The sequence below is a fragment of the Halomonas sp. DP4Y7-1 genome, from assembly GCF_019800705.1.
Lineage (GTDB): Bacteria > Pseudomonadota > Gammaproteobacteria > Pseudomonadales > Halomonadaceae > Halomonas > Halomonas litopenaei_A.
Genome location: NZ_JAHVKS010000010.1, coordinates 143,530 through 162,886, shown reverse-complemented (window position 1 = coordinate 162,886; position 19,357 = coordinate 143,530). Strand labels below are relative to the sequence as shown.

Here is a 19,357-nt window from a genome sequence, read left to right as displayed (position 1 = left end):
CGACCAATATGTTGCGAGCTCTGTATCACTCGTCATCAAGCGCCTGCATGTAAGTAAAACGCAAAGCATTAACCGCTTAACAAAGAACGGGCACACTATCAATATTGCTATGCCGGAAACGTCGCCCCCCCCTGGCGACCCAATTCCCCTTAGGAACAAATTGTGACAATCTACCGCGAAGCATCATGAGAAGGACTCTGACGGAGCACTGGCTCCACTCGGTCAACCCCATGGTCCCAGACATCACCTTCTCCAGGAGTATCGGCATTGATCAGAGTTCTCGTCGCTGACGATCATCACCTGGTTCGCACCAGTATCGTTCATCTGCTGAACGCAGAAAAAGACATCAATGTGGTGGGCGAGGCTGCTGATGGTGAAGAAGCCATTGCGCAGACCCGACGCCTCAACCCGGATGTGGTGGTCATGGACATACGCATGCCAGGCATCGGGGGCTTGGAGGCGACGCGAAAGATCCGGCGCCTGACCTCGGATATCCGCATTCTGGTGCTGACCGCCTTTATCGAAGAGGCCTTTGCCCAGCGTCTGCTGGAAGCCGGTGCCCATGGGTTTATCAGCAAGGGCTCCCAGCATGACGAAATGGTGAAGGCTATCCGCGCGGTATTTGCCGGCCAGCGCTTTGTCAGCCCGGAGATCGCCCAGCGGCTGGTGCTGTCACGCATCGATCACGAAGAAAACCCCTTTGATCAGCTGTCCCAGCGCGAGCTACAAGTGGCCATGATGATTGTCAACGCCCAGCGTGTTGCCGACATTGCGGATCGCATGTTCTTAAGCCCCAAAACGGTCAACACCTACCGCTATCGCATTTTCGAAAAGCTCGGGGTCAACTCCGATGTGGCGTTGACTCACCTGGGCCTGCGACACGGGCTGGTCGAGGGCTTCAAGGAAGACTGACGACATGGCGGCGCGCCGAACCCGCTCATCTGCCATCAGATGTCGGCGCGCGTACCCTGTGACGGCCTGTCGAACATCCCTTCTCTTTTTCTTTTCTGTTTCAGCCTCAGCCCCAACCAATGCAGCATGTCGTCCCCACGTTCCCTAGGCCGTCCTTCTTGCGGATAGCGCCCTCCGCTTCCTCAAGACGTTTGCCTGGATTCTTGCCCTTCTGCACCGACAACCTGGTGCGCAGCAATTGACGCAGCGTGTTCATTGCTCTGGTAGCATGGCTCGACGATGCTACGCCAACGGAACACGCCACGCTCGCCTATGACCTTCGACGCTCGACGCTTTCTTGAGACGGTCAGTGAATCGCCCGGTATCTACCGGATGTACGATGACCAGTCCAACACCCTGTACATTGGCAAGGCTCGTCGTCTCAAGCCTCGTCTCGCCAGCTATTTCCGCGGCGCCTTGAATGCCAAGACACAGGCGCTGGTGAGCCGCATCCACGATATACAGGTCACGGTCACCAACAGCGAGACGGAAGCTCTGCTGCTCGAGCAGACCCTGATCAAGCAGCTGCGCCCGCCGTACAACATCCTGCTGCGTGACGACAAGTCGTATCCTTTTGTGTTTGTCAGCGATCGACACCCCTATCCCGCACTGGAATACAAGCGCGCCCGCACGCGCCACGAGGACGGGCGGTATTTCGGCCCCTATCCGAGCAGCAATGCGGTACGCGATACCTTGTCCTTGATGCAGAAGGTCTTTCGCATCCGCAATTGCGAGGACAGTGTCTTCGCCCACCGCACTCGTCCCTGTCTGCAGTACCAGATCCAGCGCTGCAGTGCTCCCTGTGTCGACTACATCAGCGAAGAGGACTATCGCCGCGATATCGAGCATGCCATTCAGTGCCTGGAGGGACGCAGCGATGCGGTCAGCAAGGAGCTGACCGAGGAAATGGAAGCCGCCAGTGAGGCACTGAATTTCGAGGAGGCCGCGCGCCTGAGAGACCAGCTTCAGGACCTTCGCCGCCTGCAGCAGCGCCAGGTCGTGGATACTGGCAGCGGCGACGCTGATGCCTTTGCGCTGGCATCACAGCCCGGCGCGCTGTGCATCTCGGTGCTGTCTATTCGACAGGGACGCCTGCTGGGCGCGCGCCACTACAGTCCCACCAACAACCTGGACCTGGGGGAAGCGCAGCTGCTGGGCGACTTCGTCAGCCAGTACTATCTCGGACAGGCCAGGGAAATCCCTTCTGACGTGCTGACCAGTCACCCGGTACCAGATGCGGAGCTGATCGCCAGCGCGCTCAGCGAAAATGCTGGGCGACGCATTCGCCTGACTGACAAGGTACGTGGTCATCGCGCCCAGTGGCGGGAGCTGGCCAGGACCAACGCCGAGCAGCAGCTGGCGGGACAGCTGGCGAATCAGACCCAGCTGGCCAAGCGCTTTGAAGACTTGCGCCAGGCACTCGACCTTGAACACACCCCCCAGCGGCTTGAGTGCTTTGACATCAGCCACAGCCACGGCGAAGCGACGGTGGCCTCCTGCGTTGTCTTTGACCAGGACGGACCGCGCAAGAGCGACTATCGCCGATTCAACATCAAGAACATCGCGCCAGGGGATGACTATGCGGCGATGCAGCAGGCGTTGACCCGGCGCTTCAAGCGCCTGGCGGAAGGCGAAGGGGTGCTCCCCGATATTCTGGTAGTGGACGGCGGCAAGGGTCAGCTCAACATGGCACGGGACGTGCTCGCTGAACTCGGCGTTACCCAGGTCCAGCTACTCGGCGTCGCCAAGGGCACCACCCGCAAGGCCGGGCTTGAAACGCTGTACGTCGATACTGTCGATCGCAGCCTGGCGCTGCCCCCCACCTCGCCCGGTCTTCATCTGATCCAGCATATCCGCGATGAATCTCATCGCTTCGCCATCGCCGGTCACCGGGCAAAACGCGACAAGGCCAGGCGCACCTCAACCCTGCAGGATATCCCGGGCGTCGGGCCCAAACGCCGCCGCGAGCTCCTGCGCTTCTTCGGTGGACTGCAAGGCATCAAGCAGGCCACCAAGGATGAGCTGGCTCGCGTCCCTGGCATCAGCGCGACCATGGCCGACACAATTCACCGCGCTCTGCATGGATGAGTTGAGGTATCGCGGATAGAATGGACCACCCTGACGGGGCACCGCGCATCCCCGACCCCTATTACAGCACCCTCCAGCAAGGACAGCGGTATCCATGAACATTCCCAACATTCTGACCCTGGCACGCATCGTCTTCATTCCTCTGCTGGTGGTACTTTTCTACCTCCCCTTCGAATCCAGCATGCTGGTCGCTGCGGCGCTCTTCGGACTGGCCTCGGTGACCGACTGGCTGGACGGTTATCTGGCACGCAAGTGGGATCAATCCACGCCCTTCGGCGCCTTCCTCGACCCCGTGGCCGACAAGCTGATGGTGGCGGTGGCGCTGGCCCTGCTGATCGAGCGCTATGACGCAGCCTGGCTGACACTTCCCGCCCTGGTGATCATCGGGCGAGAGATCGTCATCTCGGCCCTGCGTGAATGGATGGCGGAGATGGGCAAGCGAGGCTCAGTTGCCGTTTCATGGATCGGCAAGGTCAAGACCACGCTGCAGATGGTGGCGCTGCTGTTGCTGCTGGCCTTCCCGCCTGGACACCTGATCGCAGAGGCGGGCGTCGCAACCCTCTACGCTGCCGCCATTCTGACCCTGTGGTCGATGATCCAGTACCTGCGGGCCGCTTGGCCCCATCTGGCTCGCTCGCTCTGATAAAAACATCGACTCGAGGAAAAGCGTTTGACAGTCACCGACTTATCCGTATAATACGTCCTCGAGTCAGGCGGGAATAGCTCAGTGGTAGAGCACAACCTTGCCAAGGTTGGGGTCGCGAGTTCGAATCTCGTTTCCCGCTCCATCAACAAACGATGGTTGACTCTTGAGGCTGGATGGCAGAGTGGTTATGCAGCGGACTGCAACTCCGTGTACGCCGGTTCGATTCCGACTCCAGCCTCCATCTTTTCTTTTCAGACCCCCATACTCTGGAAAGTCTGATGGTTGACCTGCCGCACCAGGTACAACGGCATCCCTCCTCTATTGCCACATGGCTGGCGATCTTGTTGCCCGGATGGCGAAATTGGTAGACGCAAGGGACTTAAAATCCCTCGGTGGCAACACCGTGCCGGTTCGAGCCCGGCTCCGGGCACCAATAGTTTCAATGCCTTACGCTACCTCCTGACGCTACTCAGCTCTCGACGCCCTCCTCTCTGGTCGCAATTTAGTCGCGCGAATCCGGCTAATGCCCCGCCCGCAGCATGTGTTAAGCGTCAGAATGAAACGCTACATCACGCTTTATGCGACCTTGCTTAATAAGTGGCCTAGACTACACTTCAGAAGTGCAGGTAGCAGTCGTCCGAGAAGTACGCAGCGCCTCATACCATGAGGCAGCCAAGCAGTGACTTTTATTGGAGAGGCCGTATGAAGCTGAAGCTACTGAGCGCCATGGCGCTAACATCTCTCATGATGGCGGGTGCCGCATTCGCCATGGACTCCGAGATGCTCAACGAAAAGATGGCTGAGATCGAGGAGCGTACCGCGCAAGCAAGTGAGGAGGATCGTGTCGCAGCCCTTGAGCAGCAAGTGGAGGACCTCAAGGAACTTATCCATATGATGGCCGAGGAAGACCATAGCTCTTAAGAGTAGCTCTTGAGAACAGCTCTTGAGGACTGCACGGACATCCATCACGCTACTTAGTTAAAGATCAGGGCCACTACGGGGTAGTGGCCCTAGCCTTATCCGCGCCACTTGTATCCGCCCGATCTGTATCCGCCCGATCTGTATCCGCCACATGTCATCAACCCTCGTCTTACTCACCACGCTCACATCTCAGGACGCGAGCTGGCTGCACCCAGCGCCTCACCTTCAGCGTGAGCCCTTCACCTGGCCCCTGCCCCTTGAGCCAGGCCTCGACATACACCTGGGTCCAGTACTGAATAGCCCCTGAGGCCAGGACGACGTCGCCGTGACGTGTTAGCATCTGCGCCTCTTTACGCCACTTCATGACGGCCGCCGAACCTTGAGCAACCGCTTGCTTCCGCCCGCCCTCCGCCAGACACCAATGACGCTTCCAGCCGTGACCGCACCCCACTGCGCGGAACCCGCCTTGCGCACATTGCCGCTTGCACCCACGCTGGCCAGGAGCTGATCCATGTTACTCGGACGCCTGCGCGACCCCTTTATCAACCACCGACATCGGCGCCTGTTCCATGTGCTGCGCGTCACGCTGGCCCTGATGGTGACCTTCACCATTGTCGAGCTGTTGCCGCTGCAACATAGTGGCTGGGCCCTGGTCAGCACCGTTATGGTCATGGGCAATCTGCCCCATGTTGGCGGCGTCATCGACAAGGGCCGTCAGCGCCTGGCAGGTACGCTGATTGGTGCGGCCCTGGGCCTGTTGCTGATCAGCCTGCCCATCCCACCCTGGGCGGTGCAGCTGGGCTCTCTGGCCGGCATCGCTGTCGCCACCTGGTGGGTATTCGGTGCCCGCCAGGCCTACGGCGGCCTGATGTTTGCCATCAGCCTGCTGCTCGTTATCGGCGATGGTACCCAGCAGCTGGATGTCGCCCTGTGGCGAGGCCTCGACGTGCTGGTCGGCACCCTGGTGGGCATCGCCGCCACGCTGGTCTTTCTGCCCCACAAGGCCACGGACCTGCAGCGTTTTCTGCTGGCCGACTGCCTTGATCAGATGGCCCGGCTGTATCACGCCCACACGTCATCCACCGCGGCACCAGGAATCGACACCCGAGAACTGTTCAAGGCTGCCAGTCAGCTACTGATCAAGCAGCGCGGACTGACGGACGCGGTGCACCGTGAGGGCAGGCTGTCTCGCACCGACGTCGACGGTCTTATTTCCTACCAACGACGCATGCTGTCGACGCTGGAGCTGCTGCTGGAGACTCACTGGAGCACCCGCCAGGGACACGAGCAGATCGATACCATGGACGGGCTGCGGGCCCAACAGCATGTGCTCGCCAGGGATATCGGCACCCTGGCGTTCGAGATACGCACGGGTCGGCCCATCAAGGCCAACATCACGCCTTTTTCGCTGGAAGCCTTTGCCGCAAAGGCCTCCACCGCGCGCAGTGATGATGGCAGAATGCTGTTTGGTCCCAGCGGCTACCTGTGGCTGAACCGCGAGCTGGCCCGCCTCTCCGGGTCTATCGCTGAGCAGCTTGGCAAACTCGAACGCCTCCCCAGCAAGCGACTGCGACGACGAGCCCCGCGTCACGGCCTGCACCAGGCACCCTCTCTCGACAGCAAGGAAGGAAGATCCCATGACCCACGCCAGTCATGACGTCCTGATCATCGGTGGCGGCGTCGCCGGTCTTGCCATGGCCCTGGAGCTGGCCGATCACCGCAGGGTGACGCTGCTGCGGCCCGGCAACGACGATAGAGGGGCCAGCCGCTGGGCGCAGGGCGGGATCGCGGCGGTATTATCCCCCCAGGATAATGTCGAGGCTCACGTACAGGACACTCTGGTCGCCGGTGACGGACTGTGCGACGAGCAAGCCGTGCGCTTCACCGTGGAACAAGGTCCTGACGCCATCGACTGGCTGCTTCAACTCGGGGTGCCCTTCACCCCCGAACCAGATCCTAGCCTGGGGTATCCCTATCACCTCACTCGGGAAGGCGGGCACAACGCCAGACGGATCATCCACGCTGAAGATGCCACCGGTCGCGCGGTCATTGATACCCTGAGGGAGCGCGCCCTCCAGCATCCGTCCATTACCTTGCGTGACGACCTGGTCGCCTACGAGCTGATCAGTAACGATCAAGGCCAGTGCTGCGGAGCCCGCTGCCTCGATTCCCGGCATCAGGTCCGGGAACTCATTGCCCAGGACACGGTACTGGCGACCGGAGGCGCCAGCGGACTCTACCTGCACACCACCAGCCCCTCTCCCGCCAGCGGCGAGGGCATGGCCATGGCCTACGATGCCGGTGCGCAGCTGAGCAACCTGGAATTCCAGCAGTTCCATCCCACCTGCCTGTATGACCCGGAGGGTCCTCCTTTCCTGATCAGCGAGGCGGTACGCGGAGAAGGTGGCCTACTGCTGAATGCGGATGGCAAACGCTTCATGCCAGACATCGACCCACGGGCCGAGCTGGCCCCACGCGATGTGGTGGCAAGGGCCATTGACGCCGAAATGCAACGCACCGACAGCCCCTGTGTGATGCTGGATATTCGCCATCTGGGGGCGGCGACCATTCGGCACCACTTCCCGACGATCCATGCCCACTGCCTGGGGCGTGGCCTGGATATCACCCAGCAGCCGATCCCCGTCGTCCCTGCCGCCCACTATAGCTGTGGCGGGATCAGCGTTGATCAACACGGCGCGACCAGCGTGACAGGGCTGTATGCGATTGGAGAGGTGACCTGCACCGGTTTGCATGGTGCCAATCGCATGGCCAGCAATTCGCTACTGGAGTGCCTCGTGTACGCCCGCTCGGCGGCTCGTCATCTGGCCACGCTGAGGGAGCCACCACGTCAGCATCCGGCGACGTCGATCATCGCTGGCACCCGCCAGACCAAGGCGTCCGACATCGTTGAAATACACCAGGAACTGCGCCGAGTGATGAGCGCCAGGGTGGCCATCGTGCGCTTCGACGAGGGACTCAAGGAGGCGGCCGCCCGTATCGAGACCCTGGCCTCCCGCTATGCGGAGCTGGCCGACGACGCCTGCCCGACACCCGCCCTGCTGGCCCTCCGTCACGCCCTGACACTGGCGCGATTGACCGTCGCCAGCGCCCTGGCACGCCGCGAATCAAGAGGCCTGCACTACAATCCCCAATGCCCGCGCCACGCAGACCCCGCGCCCCAGCCGTCGCGCTACGCTAGACACTGACACGGAACGCCAACCGCCGCTGACCGTTGCCGCCGCTGACCGTTGCCGCCGATAGGCGCCCGCATTGACGGTTGACCCAGCCGCCAGCACAGCAAGCCAAAGCCCCTCGACATTCGGGGGGGCTCACTTCCGGTCATCATCGAGATAGCGTCGATCGTTGAACGTCGCGACCCAGTGCGGGTGATAGAACATCAGAATGCTGAGCAGCATGCCGCTGATAAAGGCTTCCGAAGGCATCAGCAGCGGCAGAAAGCGTAGGTATTCACGGACCTGAAACAGCACCTCGGCATTCACTGCGGCAAACCACGCAACGCCCATGACCGCGAGTCCCGAGGCCAGCGAAGAGAGCGCGGCACAACCAAAACCGCCGACAAACAGAAACACCATGGGGTGGGCGGGGAGGCGCCTGTCGACCAAACGCCATATGGCGATGGTCACCAGCATGGGCACCACCCCTGTCACGACAAGATTGAGGCCGATAAGCGGCCAGGCCACCCTGCCGGTCACGCACAGCGACAGGTTGACCAGCAGACAGCTCAACAGCGCCAGCGGTGCCCGAAAAACCAGCGTCAGCAGGGTGGTGAAGAGCAGATGCAAGCTCAGCCAGTCCACCGTCTGGGCACGCAACTGCCACAGCAAGGCCATCATCACGGTGGCGGCCAGCCATCGGTGCTGCAGCCCGGCACTGGCCACCAGCGCCTGCCAGGGCCGCTGGCGCACTACCAGCAGCAAACACCCTGCTGACAGCGCCCCACCCAGCCACAGCATCCAGCCCGCCACCACTACCTCGGCGAACGACATGACCGCCCCCTCCTCTCGGCGAGCTCGACACGTCGCTGCAGGGGCTCCGGCCTGACGTAGCGCTCAGGCGAAGACGACGGTCTTGTTATCGTGGATCAGTACCCGATCTTCCAGATGCCAGCGCAGCCCCCTCGCCAGCACCGTCTTTTCCACATCTCGGCCGAAGCGAACCAGGTCGGTAGGCGTGTGGCAATGACTGACACGGTGGATGTCCTGCTCGATGATCGGCCCGGCATCCAGCTCCTCTGTCACATAGTGGCAGGTCGCACCAATCAGCTTCACCCCTCGCTGATAGGCCTGATGGTACGGCTTGGCGCCGGCAAACGATGGCAGGAAGCTATGGTGGATATTGATCACGCGACCGCTGTAGCGCTGGCACAGATCCGGCGGAAGAATCTGCATGTAGCGCGCCAGCACGATGCTGTCCGCAGCCGACGCCTCTACCAGACGCTCCACCTCAGCGAATGCCGCCTGCTTGTCACCAGCGACGACCGGCACATGGTGGTAGGGAATGCCATGCCACTCCACCATGCTGCGCATATCGTCGTGATTGCTGATCACCGCCGCAATGTCGCAATCCAGCTCCCCCGCCGTCCAGCGATACAGCAGATCGACCAGGCAGTGGGATTCCTTGGACACCATCAGCACCACTCGGCGCTTCTGACGAGTGTCACGCAGCGCCCAATCCATTTCAAACTCCCTGGCTACCGGGGCAAAGGCGTCACACAGCGCCTCCCGAGACATGCCAATCGAATCCGCCAGAATCTCGTAGCGCATGAAGAAGCGTCCCGACGCCAGGTCGGAATGCTGATTGGCCTCGGTAATGGAACCACCATGCCCAGCAATAAAGTTGGAGACACGGGCGACGATCCCCAGTCGATCAGGACAGGACACCACCAGACGATAGAAATGCGACATAACACTTGTCTCTTGAAGCCAACCCTTGGCGTGCCCTTGGCACCACCTCTCGACGCGCTCGATAGCGCGCCACGAAAACCGGCCATTGTAGCGAAAAGTGAGGTAGCGAACGACTCCTGCTGCGCTGCCAGGGGCGTCCTGCGTTGAGTGAGCCGACCTCCATCCCTTATAGTGGCGTTACCTGTCTTCACTATGCCGAGCCCGATGTCGATCCCTCGAATTCAGATTCGTCCACGCCGCCGCTCCCCCCTGCATTTCCTGCCCCTGGGCGGTTGCGGCGAAATCGGGATGAACCTGAGCCTCTATGGCCACGAGGGACGCTGGGTGGCGGTCGATTGCGGCATGATGATTCGCCAGGACCTGCCGGGCGATCCCATTCAGGTCCCGGACACCACCGTCCTGGAGACCCTCGGCATTCAGCCCAGCGCGCTGCTCATCACCCATGGCCACGAGGACCATATCGGTGCCGTTGCCTGGCTGTGGCCGCGCTGGGGCTGCCCGATCATTGCCACGCCCCTGGCGGCGGCCATGCTGAGGATCAAGTTCGCCGAACGCGGCCTGTCCAGCGATGCCATCGAGGTCATCACCCCGGGAGAGGCCAGGGACATCGCCGGTTTTTCCTGTCGCTTCCTCGCCCTGACACACTCGATTCCAGAAAGCTGCGCGGTGTTCATTCAAGCCGGCAATACGCGCCTGCTGCACACCGGTGACTGGAAGCTCGACCCGCAGCCGGTACTCGGCGAACCTGTCGATGAAGACGCTTTCCGCGCCCTGGCTCCCCTCGACCTGGTCGTCGCCGACTCCACCAACGCGAACGTGCCGGGGCATTCACGCAGCGAGGGAGACGTCGCCAAGGCCATGGCGGACACCATTGCCGGCTGCAGTGGGCGGGTCGTTGTCTCCTGCTTCGCCAGCAACCTCGCTCGTGTGCTCGCAATAGGCCGCGCAGCACGTCGCTGCGGCAGGCGCGTCAGCCTGCTGGGACGCTCGATGGAGAGGATGGTCGGGCATGCGCGCCAGCTCGGGTATTTTGACGATTTCCCGACGCTGGTCCCGGTCAGCGACCTCGGGTATCTGCCCCCTGAAGAGGTTCTGGTGATCGCTACAGGAAGCCAGGGAGAACCCCGCGCCGCCTTGTCGCGACTGGCCCAGGGACGACATCCGCATTTCGAGCTGACAGCGGGTGACAGCGTGATATTTTCGGCCAAGGCCATCCCTGGCAACGAGCACCTGATCGAACGCCTGAAACGAGGCCTTGCCCGCTTCGATGTTCATCTCCTCGACGACGCCAGCCACCCACAGCTACATGCCTCTGGTCATCCCGCCCAGGAAGAACTTGAGCGCCTCTATCAGTGGATACAGCCGGCCAGACTGCTACCGGTGCACGGCGAGGCTCCCCATCAGGCCGCCCACCAGGCACTGGCGGAACGGCTCGGCATTGATGCCCCGCTGGCACCCCAAAATGGTGACCTGATCCGTCTCGATCAGGACGGTTTGACGGTAGAGCAGCGCTTTGCGGTATCCCAATGCATCATCGAGCGAGGCGGCATCGATCGGCGCACCTCGCGCTCTTCCGCGCGTCAGCGCCAGGAAGAGCTGTATCTGGCCATCAGCCTGGTGGCAACCGAACGAGGCTGGGCAAGAATTGGGCGCCTGATGCTGGACACCAACCATTCACTGGGCGTCGACGAAGATAGCTTCAGCGACTGGCTTGACGATCAACTCGATGAGCTGACAGCCGACACCCTATCCGCCCTGCGCCATGGCCTTTATCCGCGCATTCTCGCGTGGCTTCATGACCATCTCCAGCGTCGACCGAAGCTGGAATTACAGCTGATGGCCACCGATATGGAAGGCATAGCAGGGGATCTCTAGACCCTGCGTGCCCCCATCAGCCCTGCATACCTGCGGACCGACTTTCGCAACAGACTTTCGCAACGTAGCGTTCGCATACGCCCTTCTGGTGGCACGCTCCTAGATACGCCTACATCGTATGAATGGGCACCAGCGTGGCCCAGGCCCCAAACGAATGCGGCCCCGGAGGTATCCGGGGCCGCTTGCACGGAGGGGCATCATCGCTAACACGACACCCTCGTTGCCACACCTCAAGGCAGGGCCAGCAACGCTAGCGGTGAAATACCTGCCTTGGGTGGTGTAGCTTACTTGGCATTCTTGGGCGGACGGCCACGCTTGCGCTTGGGCTGCTCGGACACCAGGTCGTCCAGCGACAATCCCGCCTCAGTGATCTGCTCGCGGATTTCCGCCAGCTTCTGTGCTTTCTGCATCTCTTCTTGCTGGCGCTGGCGCTCTTCATCACGCTTTTGATCGATCACTTCCTCGACCACTTCCGCCAGCTTTTGCAGTTGCTCCATGCTGAGCTGTCGGGCCGCTGCGCGTGCCACATTCTTGTTTCGTGCAATGCGTTCCAATGTTTCGCTGGACATAGCTCACTCCATAGCCTTGGCATAAAACGGCGCGCGCCGTGATTCACTTGAAGAAAAGTATATGCAACCTCTGGCTCTTGGCAAGAAATGCAGCAAATATTTCCTGGTCAATTATCAAAAACCGGCGTGCCAATACCCATCATACATCGCCTTCCATTCCCCAGCATACCTGGCCATTCCCATACATGGTGGAGGCTTCAACAGCGGGTTACCGTGAGTGAAGAAGCAGCACAACGCAACGCGGGCGCCCATGGCGCCCGCGAAAACTTATTCGGCAAATGGCAGATAAAGCCCCAAGCCATTAGCCACCTGTCATGTTCATGAAGCGCACGACCTGGACATCCCCGTCAGTCGTGAAATGATGCCTTTCAGGCTTCATGGGCATGGCCTCGACGATAGCTCGCTTGAGTCGCTCGATGTCGCCGGGATAACGTCTCAACACCGCCCTCAGGTCAACCGAGTGCTCGTTGCCTAGACACAGCAACAGGCGTCCCTCGACAGTGACGCGAACCCGATTGCAACTTGCGCAGAAGTTGTGGCTATGGGGAGAAATAAAGCCAATGCGAGTATCACTGTCCTCCATCCTGAAATAGCGTGAAGGGCCCGCCGTGGCTTCCGCCGTGGACAACAGCGGATGACGCTGCTCAATCAGCGCCCTGACCTCATCGCTGGAACAGTATGTCTCTGCGCGTGAGTGATCCGAGACGTCGCCGAGGGGCATTTCCTCGATGAAGCTGATATCGAGCTGCTGGTTCCTGGCAAAGGTCACCAGATCCAGCACCTCATCCTCATTGCGCCCCTTCAGCACGACCGCATTGAGCTTGATCCGCTCGAACCCCGCCTCTCGCGCAGCCTCGATACCATCGAGTACTCGACTCAGGTCACCGGTACGGGTTAGGCGGCGGAAGCGCTGAGGATCCAGCGAATCCAGGCTGACATTCAGGCGTTTCAGACCCGCCTGACGAAGCTCGACAGCATGACGCCGAAGTCCGGCGCCATTGGTGGTCATTGCGAAATCCCTGAGCCCTGACAAGGCACCGATACGCGCTACCAGTTCACCGATATTACGCCGCACCAGGGGTTCTCCACCGGTCAGACGTATCTTTTCGACGCCAAGCTCGGTGAAGGCTCGCGCCACCTGGGCGATTTCTTCCAGCGTCAGCACCTGTGCCCGAGGGAGGAACGTCATTTCCTCGCTCATGCAGTAAACACAGCGGAAGTCACAGCGGTCCGTCACCGATAGCCTGACGTAATTCACGCGCCGGCCGAAGCTGTCGACCAAGCCGTCGCTCATGCTGTCCGTCATTGCACATCACCTTCCCATCGACGAGCGTCCGCATGGTCCTGACAGCGCTCGGATACCCAATAATCGCCGCTGGCCGTGTGCTCCTTCTTCCAGAAGGGTGCCCGCGTCTTCAACTGGTCCATCAGGAATTCGCAGGCCTCGTAGGCGGCGCGGCGATGAGCACTGGCTACCACCACCAGAACGATGGGATCACCTGGCGCAAGCCGCCCTACCCGATGGATGATAGACACGTCCTCGAGCGTCCAGCGCCGGCGCGCCTCATCCTCGATCTCGGCCAGCGAGGCCTCGGTCATGCCGGGATAATGCTCCAACGTCAACGCTGTGACGTCGGGGCGTTCATTGAAATCTCTGACCAACCCGGTGAAGCTGACGACAGCCCCCACATCGGAGCGACCTTGCAGCATCGCCTGCTGAACGTCACCTGCGTCAAAGCGCTCTTGCTGCACCCGAATCATCATCAACCTCCAGTGACCGGCGGGAAAAAGGCCACCTCGTCATCGCACGTCAGGCGTGTGCTGTCGCTGGCCATCACCTGATTCACCGCACACAGCACCCGACCTTCTTCCAAACCGGAAAAACGCTGGTCCAGCGTCTTCAAGGCCTTCTTGAGGCCTGCCACATCGGCACTGGGTAAACGATCCAAGGGGACCGAGGTTTCCCCGATACCCAGCCGTTCTCGCAGCTCGGCCAGGCATTTCACCCTGACGCTTTGCTGCTCTGCAGAGGCAAGCCCCAAGGTCAATGCAGGACTGTTCTCCGGACTCGTCACGATGGGAGCGACGGTTTCCTGCGCTATCTCTCGGCGACGATAATCTCCGGATTTGCCACCCTGCTTGGCATCCACATGGATCTGGCCAATCTCCATCTCCTTATCGACCGCCTTGCACATGTCATACAGCGTCAGACAGGCTACGGACACCGCCGTGAGCGCTTCCATCTCGACGCCTGTCTTGCCACTCAGCCGACACGTCGCGGACACCCTGACCATGCTCGCCTCGCGATCGATATCGAAGTCGATACTGACCTTGGACAGGGCCAGTTGATGACACAGCGGAATCAACTCGTGGGTGCGCTTGGCCGCCTGGATACCGGCAATTCTGGCGGTGGCCAGCACATCTCCCTTGGGCAGCTGCCCATCGCTGAGCAAGGCCAAGGTCTCAGGCGCCATACTGATAGCCCCTGTAGCCGTTGCTTCACGTCGGGTAGATGCCTTGTCACCGACGTCCACCATATTGGCTTCGCCGCGGGCATTGAGATGGGAAAGCGTCATGTTCAAGCCTCAGGGGAAACGAAAGAGAGGGAATACGGTCACCATATCATTGATGGCAACCGCTGCCTTGTCGGCAGGAATTTCCACCAGACACTCGGCAGCCACCATGGAGGACAGGATACCGGAACCCTGGCTACCTGTATTGACCACCCGCAAGGTCCCGTCATCACTCCGTTTGAGCACGCCACGACTGTAATCGGTGCGACCTTCACGACTGCGGAAGTCGCTGTCGGCCACCGCCTGCCACGCAGGCGAGCGCAGCTCACGCCCCTGCAGCTTGCGTACAAGGGGAATAACGAAGACCAGACAGGTCACCATGCAGGCCACCGGATTGCCGGGCAGGCCCAGAAATGGCGTCGCACTGTCCCCCATCACGCCGCATGCCATCGGCCTGCCAGGACGCATGGCGATTCGCCACAGGGTCAGTCGCCCCAGCCGCTCCAGGGCAGCTCGAGTATGGTCGGCCTGCCCCACCGACACTCCCCCACTGGACACCACAAGATCAGCCAGCTGCGCCGCTTGTGCCAGGGCATCCTCCAGCGCCTGCGGGTCATCAGGTACGATGCCCAGATCCAGCACCTCTGCGCCATGCTCCTGCAACATGCCCATCAAGGTGAAGCGGTTGGCATCATAAATCGCGGCATCAGCGCGAGGCTGTCCAGGGGCGGTCACCTCGTCCCCGGTGGAAAACACCGCCACACGGGGCTGGCGGCGCACCTCAACGGACGCGCAGCCCAACGACGCCAGCAACCCCAACGCCGCTGCCTCCAGCCGCCTGCCGGATTCCAGCGCCACCTCACCCCGACGTAGATCCTCGCCCGCCTGGCGGACGTTCTGCCCTCGCTTGACTCGATCAGCCTGGAGGATGTCGACCACATCACCGTGCTGCTGAAGTTGCTCGACCATGATCACCGTGTCGGTGCCAGGCGGCAGCGGCGCTCCGGTGGTGATACTGACGCACTCGCCACTGCCCACCCGCCCGGCAAAAGGCCGGCCGGCCAGGGCGGAACCGACGCGCCGCAGGGAGCCTGCGACGCCTTCCTCGGGCCAGCTCAGAGCGATGCCATCCATCGCCGAATTGGTGTGGCCTGGAACATTGAAGGGCGCCGTCACCGGCTTGGCCAGCACGCGTCCATGAGCCTGGGCCAGCGCCACGGACTCCGTCGCCAGCTGGCCATCCACCAGGGTAAGCAGCGCCTGACGTGCCTCGTCGACGCTCAGCATGTGCTCGCCCAGGTCAAAGCAAGACAATGAGGACATCATCAACGTCCCTCCTGCGTCGCCAGCCAGCCGCTCCAGTCAGCAGCCCACCGCAACATCCACTCGACCAGCTGGTCGTGGGCATTCAGATCCAGCGTCTCGACCGCGGTGCTCAGGGGAGTATCACAGGCCACCGCCTGGACCCAGGGATCCTCGGTCGCCAGCAGCGGCTTGCCTAACGCGGCACGGTGCAGTTCCAGCTTGGGCATTGGCCAGTCCTTGAACCCCTCCACCAGCGTCAGGTCCGCCTTCAGTGGCGCCACCATGGCCAGCAGCGTCTGCAGGTCCGCTTCCTCAGCTTCGGGGGTCTCCAGCATCATCGCCACCCTTGCCCGGGAGGCGATCAGCACCGGCTCCGCCCCCGCCATTCGCAAGCGGTGACTGTCCTTGCCAGGCTGATCGACATCGAAACGGTGATGCGCGTGCTTGATGACCGATACCCGCAGCCCTTTCGCCTTCAGCATCGGTACGATGCGCTCCAGCAAGGTGGTCTTGCCGGTCCCGCTCCAGGCGGCGATGCCCAATACCGGCTGTTGCACTTGCCATTGCAGCCGGGACCTCATGAGCCCTCCCCTGGACGAGTGGGCTCAAGACGCTGGCGCTCTTCTTCAGTATTGAGGTTGGCAAAAGCGTCCGCACAGTCGCTCAGATCGACCGTGGCCCAGGCATGTCGCGCGTACCAGCGATCGATCTTGCGCTCTCCCTGCGCCAACGCATGTGCCAGATCTTCGCGCAGATGACCTGCCAGCAGCGCTACCACCGGGTGCAGGCGCTCTCCGTCATGGGCCACCAGGATGTCCATCCCCTCACGCCAGCCCGCCAACATGCGTGGGACCAGGTCATGGGGCAGTAGCGGACTGTCGCAGGGCACGACCATGACCCAGGGGCTGTCCGCAGCCTCAAGCGCACTGTAGATGCCCATCAGCGGCCCCTGAAAGCCCTCGGCAGCGTCCTTGAAGACACCATCGGCAAGCGCCGCATAGTCCTCATGATGACGATTGGCGTTGATCAGTACAGAACCCACGTGGGGTCGCAGACAGGCGACCGCATGGGCGGCCAGGGGCTGACCCGCAAAGGACACCAGGCCCTTGTCGATGCCTCCCATGCGACGTCCCTGACCACCCGCCAGGACAACACCACATACCTCGCTTGCCTGAGGTTTCACCACAAGAAGCTCCTATTGCTATGTTCGTCATGCATCACTACATGATGCCTCAGGCCGTAGGTAGTCGCCATGCACGCATAGAGGTAGTCCGAGAGCGCGAGGGTGACCCACCCAGGCCATAGCAGGTATCATGTGTCCATCATTTTGCACGACAGCGACTCACGAATGGCGGACACCAGGATGGACGACGGTTTCGATGTCGGCGCTAGGTTGCGCCAACTACGTCAGGAAAAACAGTTATCTCAGCGCGAACTAGCGAAAAGAGCGGGCGTCACCAACAGTACTATCTCGCTTATCGAGCTGAATAATGTCAGCCCTTCGGTCAGCTCCCTTAAGAAGATACTTGACGCCTTACCGGTCTCCATCAGCGCCTTCTTCGCCGCCGACGAGCCCAATCATCCGAGCCCCTTCTATCGCGCTGCGGAGTTGACCGAGATCGGTGATCGCCACCTTTCATGGCGACTTGTCGCCGCCAGACGCCCCGACCGGCGCATGTCGGTACTGCACGAGCGCTATCCACCGGGTGCCGATACCGGCGAGGAAATGCTGGAGCATGATGGCGAAGAAGGCGGTGTCGTCATCGCCGGGGAGATCGAGATTACCGTCAACGGAGAGACGGGGCTGCTTGGCCCAGGAGATGCCTACTACTTTGACTCCCGCCTGCCCCACCGGTTTCGCAATCTGGGGCAGGAAGAATGCGTGATCGTCAGCGCCAATACCCCGCCCACCTTTTCAGATGGTGGCGAACAGATCCATCACTGAGGGGCTTGGCTGTTCAGCCCTTGTCCGATCAGGACCGCAGGGACAATCTCACCGCTCACCGAGTGAGCGTCAAAGCAGTGGACGACGCCGCCAGGCTGCGGCGTCGCCCCGGCACTTCGGCTAGGCTTTGTCCGAAAAGTCGACGAGCGAAGGTTAGACAAGGCAAAAATCGGTGAGAAAGCGCAGTTTACGAGGTGTAAATGAGCATTTTGACCCGATTTTTAACGCCGTATCACCAAGCGCAGGCACTTTTCGTACAAGCCCTAGTCCTCTTCCCGAGCGCGCGGCAGTATCAAATTCAGCGCGATGCCCACCAGGGCGGCAAGGCTGACGCCCTGCAGGGCAAACTGGCCTCCACCAAACTGCATGCCACCGATACCGAAGACCAGAATCAACGACACGACCACCAGGTTACGCGGCGCCGTCAGCGGCTTGCCCGCGCGCACCAGGGTATTCATCCCGACTACCGCAATGGAACCGAACAGCAGCGTCATGATGCCCCCCATGACCGGCGCAGGTATGGTCTGGAGCACGGCTCCCAGCTTGGCCACGAAGGCCAGCAGGATGGCCACCAACGCCGCCGACACCATGAACATCGGATTGAACGCCCGGGTCAGGGTGACCGCCCCGGTTACCTCGGAGTAGGTGGTATTGGGCGGCCCACCAAACATGGCCGCAGAGATGGTGGCGAGGCCATCGCCCAGCAAGGTGCGATGAAGACCGGGCTTTTCCAGGTAGTTGCGGCGCGTGACCGAACCGATGGCAATCATGTCACCAATGTGCTCGACCGCAGGCGCAATGGCCACAGGGATCATGAACGCGATGGCCAACCAGTTGAAGCTAGGAGCGGTAAAGGATGGCAGCGCCAGCCAAGAGGCTTCGCGCACCGGAGTAAAGTCAACGACTCCCATCAACAGGGCCAGCAGGTAGCCCGTCACGATGCCACCCATGATCGGCACCAGGCGCAGCAGACCACGTCCGAACACTGCCAGAATCAAGGTAACCAGCAAGCTCGACATGGACAGAACCATGGCCTGAGCGTAACCGATCCCTTCGCTGTTCTCACCGGTCGCCATATTGACCGCTACGGGCGCCAGAGCAAGGCCGATCACCATGATGACGGGCCCTACCACCACCGGCGGCAGCAACCGATGAAGCCAGCCGGTCCCCTTCAGGCGCACCGCCTGCGAGATCACCACGTACACCAGGCCCGCCGCGATCAACCCACCCAGGGTGGCGGACACCCCAAAGTGCGCAATGGAGCCCTGAATTGGCGCGATGAAGGCAAAGGAGGATGCCAGGAACACCGGCACCGTCATCCGCGTGGTGAAGTGAAACACCAGCGTACCGATACCGGCGGTGAACATAGCGACATTGGGATCAAGCCCGGTCAGCAGAGGCACCAGCACCAGGGCACCGAAGGCCACGAACAGCATCTGCGCGCCGACCAACGCGAGTCTGGGCAATGAATCCGGCGCCGTCGCTGAAGGTTCGGGTGGCTGAGTTGACGAAGAATGGGGGTCAGACATGAGGGGGCTCCGTGGTGAACAGGAAGTCTGCTGTGGGGCGAGAAGAGGCTCATCGCGCCGACAGCCGATTCCAAACGCGGGCCATGTTAC

At 61.4% G+C, this 19,357-nt stretch carries 19 protein-coding genes and 3 tRNA genes; 11 read left to right on the top strand and 11 right to left on the bottom strand.

Going from position 1 to position 19,357, the window contains the following annotated elements:
• Window positions 1-267: 267 nt before the first annotated feature.
• The 7 genes from KUV72_RS17510 (at window position 268) to KUV72_RS17480 (ending at window position 4,606) form a co-directional block, all read left to right on the top strand.
• The gene (locus KUV72_RS17510) at window positions 268-912 is read left to right on the top strand and encodes a response regulator (RefSeq protein WP_045994188.1); all 645 of its coding nucleotides are present in this window, start codon (window positions 268-270) and stop codon (window positions 910-912) included.
• 312 nt (window positions 913-1,224) lie between these two features.
• Window positions 1,225-3,039, top strand: a complete 1,815-nt coding sequence (gene uvrC / locus KUV72_RS17505) for an excinuclease ABC subunit UvrC (RefSeq protein WP_222239228.1) — start codon at window positions 1,225-1,227, stop codon at window positions 3,037-3,039.
• A 94-nt stretch (window positions 3,040-3,133) separates the two neighbouring features.
• A complete protein-coding gene (pgsA, locus tag KUV72_RS17500; protein WP_206944553.1) occupies window positions 3,134-3,682 on the top strand; it encodes a CDP-diacylglycerol--glycerol-3-phosphate 3-phosphatidyltransferase in 549 nt (182 codons plus the stop codon).
• Between the two features lie 70 nt (window positions 3,683-3,752).
• Window positions 3,753-3,827, top strand: a tRNA-Gly gene (locus KUV72_RS17495).
• 25 nt (window positions 3,828-3,852) lie between these two features.
• Window positions 3,853-3,926: transfer RNA gene (locus KUV72_RS17490), tRNA-Cys, on the top strand.
• 105 nt (window positions 3,927-4,031) lie between these two features.
• A tRNA-Leu gene (locus tag KUV72_RS17485) sits at window positions 4,032-4,118 on the top strand.
• Window positions 4,119-4,387: 269 nt separating this feature from the next.
• The gene (locus tag KUV72_RS17480; protein ID WP_222239227.1) at window positions 4,388-4,606 is read left to right on the top strand and encodes a hypothetical protein; all 219 of its coding nucleotides are present in this window, start codon (window positions 4,388-4,390) and stop codon (window positions 4,604-4,606) included.
• A 169-nt stretch (window positions 4,607-4,775) separates the two neighbouring features.
• On the opposite strand, the gene KUV72_RS17475 is transcribed toward KUV72_RS17480, so the two are convergent.
• On the bottom strand, window positions 4,776-4,946 hold the full coding sequence (locus tag KUV72_RS17475) for a hypothetical protein (protein WP_222239226.1): 171 nt from the start codon (window positions 4,944-4,946) through the stop codon (window positions 4,776-4,778).
• A 171-nt stretch (window positions 4,947-5,117) separates the two neighbouring features.
• Between KUV72_RS17475 and KUV72_RS17470 the strand changes: the two genes are divergently transcribed.
• Both KUV72_RS17470 and nadB read left to right on the top strand, forming a co-directional pair.
• Entirely contained in the window at window positions 5,118-6,263 is a 1,146-nt protein-coding gene (locus tag KUV72_RS17470) for an FUSC family protein (RefSeq protein WP_222239225.1), read from the top strand.
• A complete protein-coding gene (gene nadB, locus KUV72_RS17465) occupies window positions 6,244-7,812 on the top strand; it encodes an L-aspartate oxidase (protein ID WP_222239224.1) in 1,569 nt (522 codons plus the stop codon). The genes KUV72_RS17470 and nadB overlap by 20 nt, the downstream gene beginning before the upstream one ends.
• A gap of 123 nt (window positions 7,813-7,935) precedes the next feature.
• On the opposite strand, the gene KUV72_RS17460 is transcribed toward nadB, so the two are convergent.
• Window positions 7,936-8,613 (bottom strand): energy-coupling factor ABC transporter permease, encoded by a 678-nt coding sequence (locus KUV72_RS17460; RefSeq protein WP_222239223.1) that lies wholly within the window; start codon window positions 8,611-8,613, stop codon window positions 7,936-7,938.
• A 63-nt stretch (window positions 8,614-8,676) separates the two neighbouring features.
• The gene (purU, locus tag KUV72_RS17455) at window positions 8,677-9,531 is read right to left on the bottom strand and encodes a formyltetrahydrofolate deformylase (protein ID WP_206944563.1); all 855 of its coding nucleotides are present in this window, start codon (window positions 9,529-9,531) and stop codon (window positions 8,677-8,679) included.
• A gap of 288 nt (window positions 9,532-9,819) precedes the next feature.
• Between purU and KUV72_RS17450 the strand changes: the two genes are divergently transcribed.
• Window positions 9,820-11,406, top strand: coding sequence for a ribonuclease J (locus tag KUV72_RS17450; RefSeq protein WP_222239246.1), 1,587 nt, complete (start codon window positions 9,820-9,822; stop codon window positions 11,404-11,406).
• 284 nt (window positions 11,407-11,690) lie between these two features.
• Here KUV72_RS17450 and KUV72_RS17445 read toward each other — a convergent pair whose 3' ends face one another.
• The 7 genes from KUV72_RS17445 to mobA all read right to left on the bottom strand — a co-directional run bounded on the left by KUV72_RS17445 (window position 11,691) and on the right by mobA (window position 16,979).
• On the bottom strand, window positions 11,691-11,975 hold the full coding sequence (locus tag KUV72_RS17445; protein WP_206944564.1) for a hypothetical protein: 285 nt from the start codon (window positions 11,973-11,975) through the stop codon (window positions 11,691-11,693).
• A 301-nt stretch (window positions 11,976-12,276) separates the two neighbouring features.
• Complete coding sequence (gene moaA, locus KUV72_RS17440) at window positions 12,277-13,269, bottom strand: GTP 3',8-cyclase MoaA (protein ID WP_222239245.1); 993 nt, start codon at window positions 13,267-13,269, stop codon at window positions 12,277-12,279.
• A gap of 8 nt (window positions 13,270-13,277) precedes the next feature.
• Complete coding sequence (gene moaE, locus KUV72_RS17435) at window positions 13,278-13,736, bottom strand: molybdopterin synthase catalytic subunit MoaE (RefSeq protein ID WP_222239244.1); 459 nt, start codon at window positions 13,734-13,736, stop codon at window positions 13,278-13,280.
• 2 nt (window positions 13,737-13,738) lie between these two features.
• The gene (gene moaC / locus KUV72_RS17430) at window positions 13,739-14,551 is read right to left on the bottom strand and encodes a cyclic pyranopterin monophosphate synthase MoaC (RefSeq protein WP_222163327.1); all 813 of its coding nucleotides are present in this window, start codon (window positions 14,549-14,551) and stop codon (window positions 13,739-13,741) included.
• A gap of 9 nt (window positions 14,552-14,560) precedes the next feature.
• Complete coding sequence (gene glp, locus KUV72_RS17425) at window positions 14,561-15,814, bottom strand: gephyrin-like molybdotransferase Glp (RefSeq protein ID WP_261317548.1); 1,254 nt, start codon at window positions 15,812-15,814, stop codon at window positions 14,561-14,563.
• Window positions 15,814-16,374 carry a molybdopterin-guanine dinucleotide biosynthesis protein B gene (gene mobB, locus KUV72_RS17420; RefSeq protein WP_222239222.1) on the bottom strand — a complete coding sequence of 187 codons (561 nt, stop codon included), beginning with the start codon at window positions 16,372-16,374 and terminating at the stop codon, window positions 15,814-15,816. The genes glp and mobB overlap by 1 nt, the downstream gene beginning before the upstream one ends.
• The gene (gene mobA, locus KUV72_RS17415) at window positions 16,371-16,979 is read right to left on the bottom strand and encodes a molybdenum cofactor guanylyltransferase MobA (RefSeq protein WP_222239221.1); all 609 of its coding nucleotides are present in this window, start codon (window positions 16,977-16,979) and stop codon (window positions 16,371-16,373) included. Before mobA ends, mobB begins: the two co-directional genes overlap by 4 nt.
• Window positions 16,980-17,156: 177 nt before the next feature.
• On the opposite strand from mobA, the gene KUV72_RS17410 reads away from it, so the two are divergent.
• Window positions 17,157-17,738: a cupin domain-containing protein gene (locus tag KUV72_RS17410; protein ID WP_206944764.1), complete on the top strand. Its 582-nt coding sequence runs from the start codon at window positions 17,157-17,159 to the stop codon at window positions 17,736-17,738.
• Between the two features lie 263 nt (window positions 17,739-18,001).
• On the opposite strand, the gene KUV72_RS17405 is transcribed toward KUV72_RS17410, so the two are convergent.
• The gene (locus KUV72_RS17405) at window positions 18,002-19,267 is read right to left on the bottom strand and encodes a uracil-xanthine permease family protein (RefSeq protein WP_222239220.1); all 1,266 of its coding nucleotides are present in this window, start codon (window positions 19,265-19,267) and stop codon (window positions 18,002-18,004) included.
• Window positions 19,268-19,357 lie beyond the last annotated feature (90 nt).

What these genes read in the sequence shown, in the direction of transcription:
- uvrC (WP_222239228.1), top strand. Translation starts at nt 1,225, where the DNA reads ATGACCTTCGACGCTCGACGCTTTCTTGAGACGGTCAGTGAATCGCCC.
- pgsA (WP_206944553.1), top strand. Translation starts at nt 3,134, where the DNA reads ATGAACATTCCCAACATTCTGACCCTGGCACGCATCGTCTTCATTCCT.
- KUV72_RS17480 (WP_222239227.1), top strand. Translation starts at nt 4,388, where the DNA reads ATGAAGCTGAAGCTACTGAGCGCCATGGCGCTAACATCTCTCATGATG.
- KUV72_RS17475 (WP_222239226.1), bottom strand. Translation starts at nt 4,946, where the DNA reads ATGCTAACACGTCACGGCGACGTCGTCCTGGCCTCAGGGGCTATTCAG.
- KUV72_RS17470 (WP_222239225.1), top strand. Translation starts at nt 5,118, where the DNA reads ATGTTACTCGGACGCCTGCGCGACCCCTTTATCAACCACCGACATCGG.
- nadB (WP_222239224.1), top strand. Translation starts at nt 6,244, where the DNA reads ATGACCCACGCCAGTCATGACGTCCTGATCATCGGTGGCGGCGTCGCC.
- KUV72_RS17460 (WP_222239223.1), bottom strand. Translation starts at nt 8,613, where the DNA reads ATGTCGTTCGCCGAGGTAGTGGTGGCGGGCTGGATGCTGTGGCTGGGT.
- purU (WP_206944563.1), bottom strand. Translation starts at nt 9,531, where the DNA reads ATGTCGCATTTCTATCGTCTGGTGGTGTCCTGTCCTGATCGACTGGGG.
- KUV72_RS17450 (WP_222239246.1), top strand. Translation starts at nt 9,820, where the DNA reads ATGAACCTGAGCCTCTATGGCCACGAGGGACGCTGGGTGGCGGTCGAT.
- KUV72_RS17445 (WP_206944564.1), bottom strand. Translation starts at nt 11,975, where the DNA reads ATGTCCAGCGAAACATTGGAACGCATTGCACGAAACAAGAATGTGGCA.
- moaA (WP_222239245.1), bottom strand. Translation starts at nt 13,269, where the DNA reads ATGAGCGACGGCTTGGTCGACAGCTTCGGCCGGCGCGTGAATTACGTC.
- moaE (WP_222239244.1), bottom strand. Translation starts at nt 13,736, where the DNA reads ATGATTCGGGTGCAGCAAGAGCGCTTTGACGCAGGTGACGTTCAGCAG.
- moaC (WP_222163327.1), bottom strand. Translation starts at nt 14,551, where the DNA reads ATGACGCTTTCCCATCTCAATGCCCGCGGCGAAGCCAATATGGTGGAC.
- glp (WP_261317548.1), bottom strand. Translation starts at nt 15,814, where the DNA reads ATGATGTCCTCATTGTCTTGCTTTGACCTGGGCGAGCACATGCTGAGC.
- mobB (WP_222239222.1), bottom strand. Translation starts at nt 16,374, where the DNA reads ATGAGGTCCCGGCTGCAATGGCAAGTGCAACAGCCGGTATTGGGCATC.
- KUV72_RS17410 (WP_206944764.1), top strand. Translation starts at nt 17,157, where the DNA reads ATGGACGACGGTTTCGATGTCGGCGCTAGGTTGCGCCAACTACGTCAG.
- KUV72_RS17405 (WP_222239220.1), bottom strand. Translation starts at nt 19,267, where the DNA reads ATGTCTGACCCCCATTCTTCGTCAACTCAGCCACCCGAACCTTCAGCG.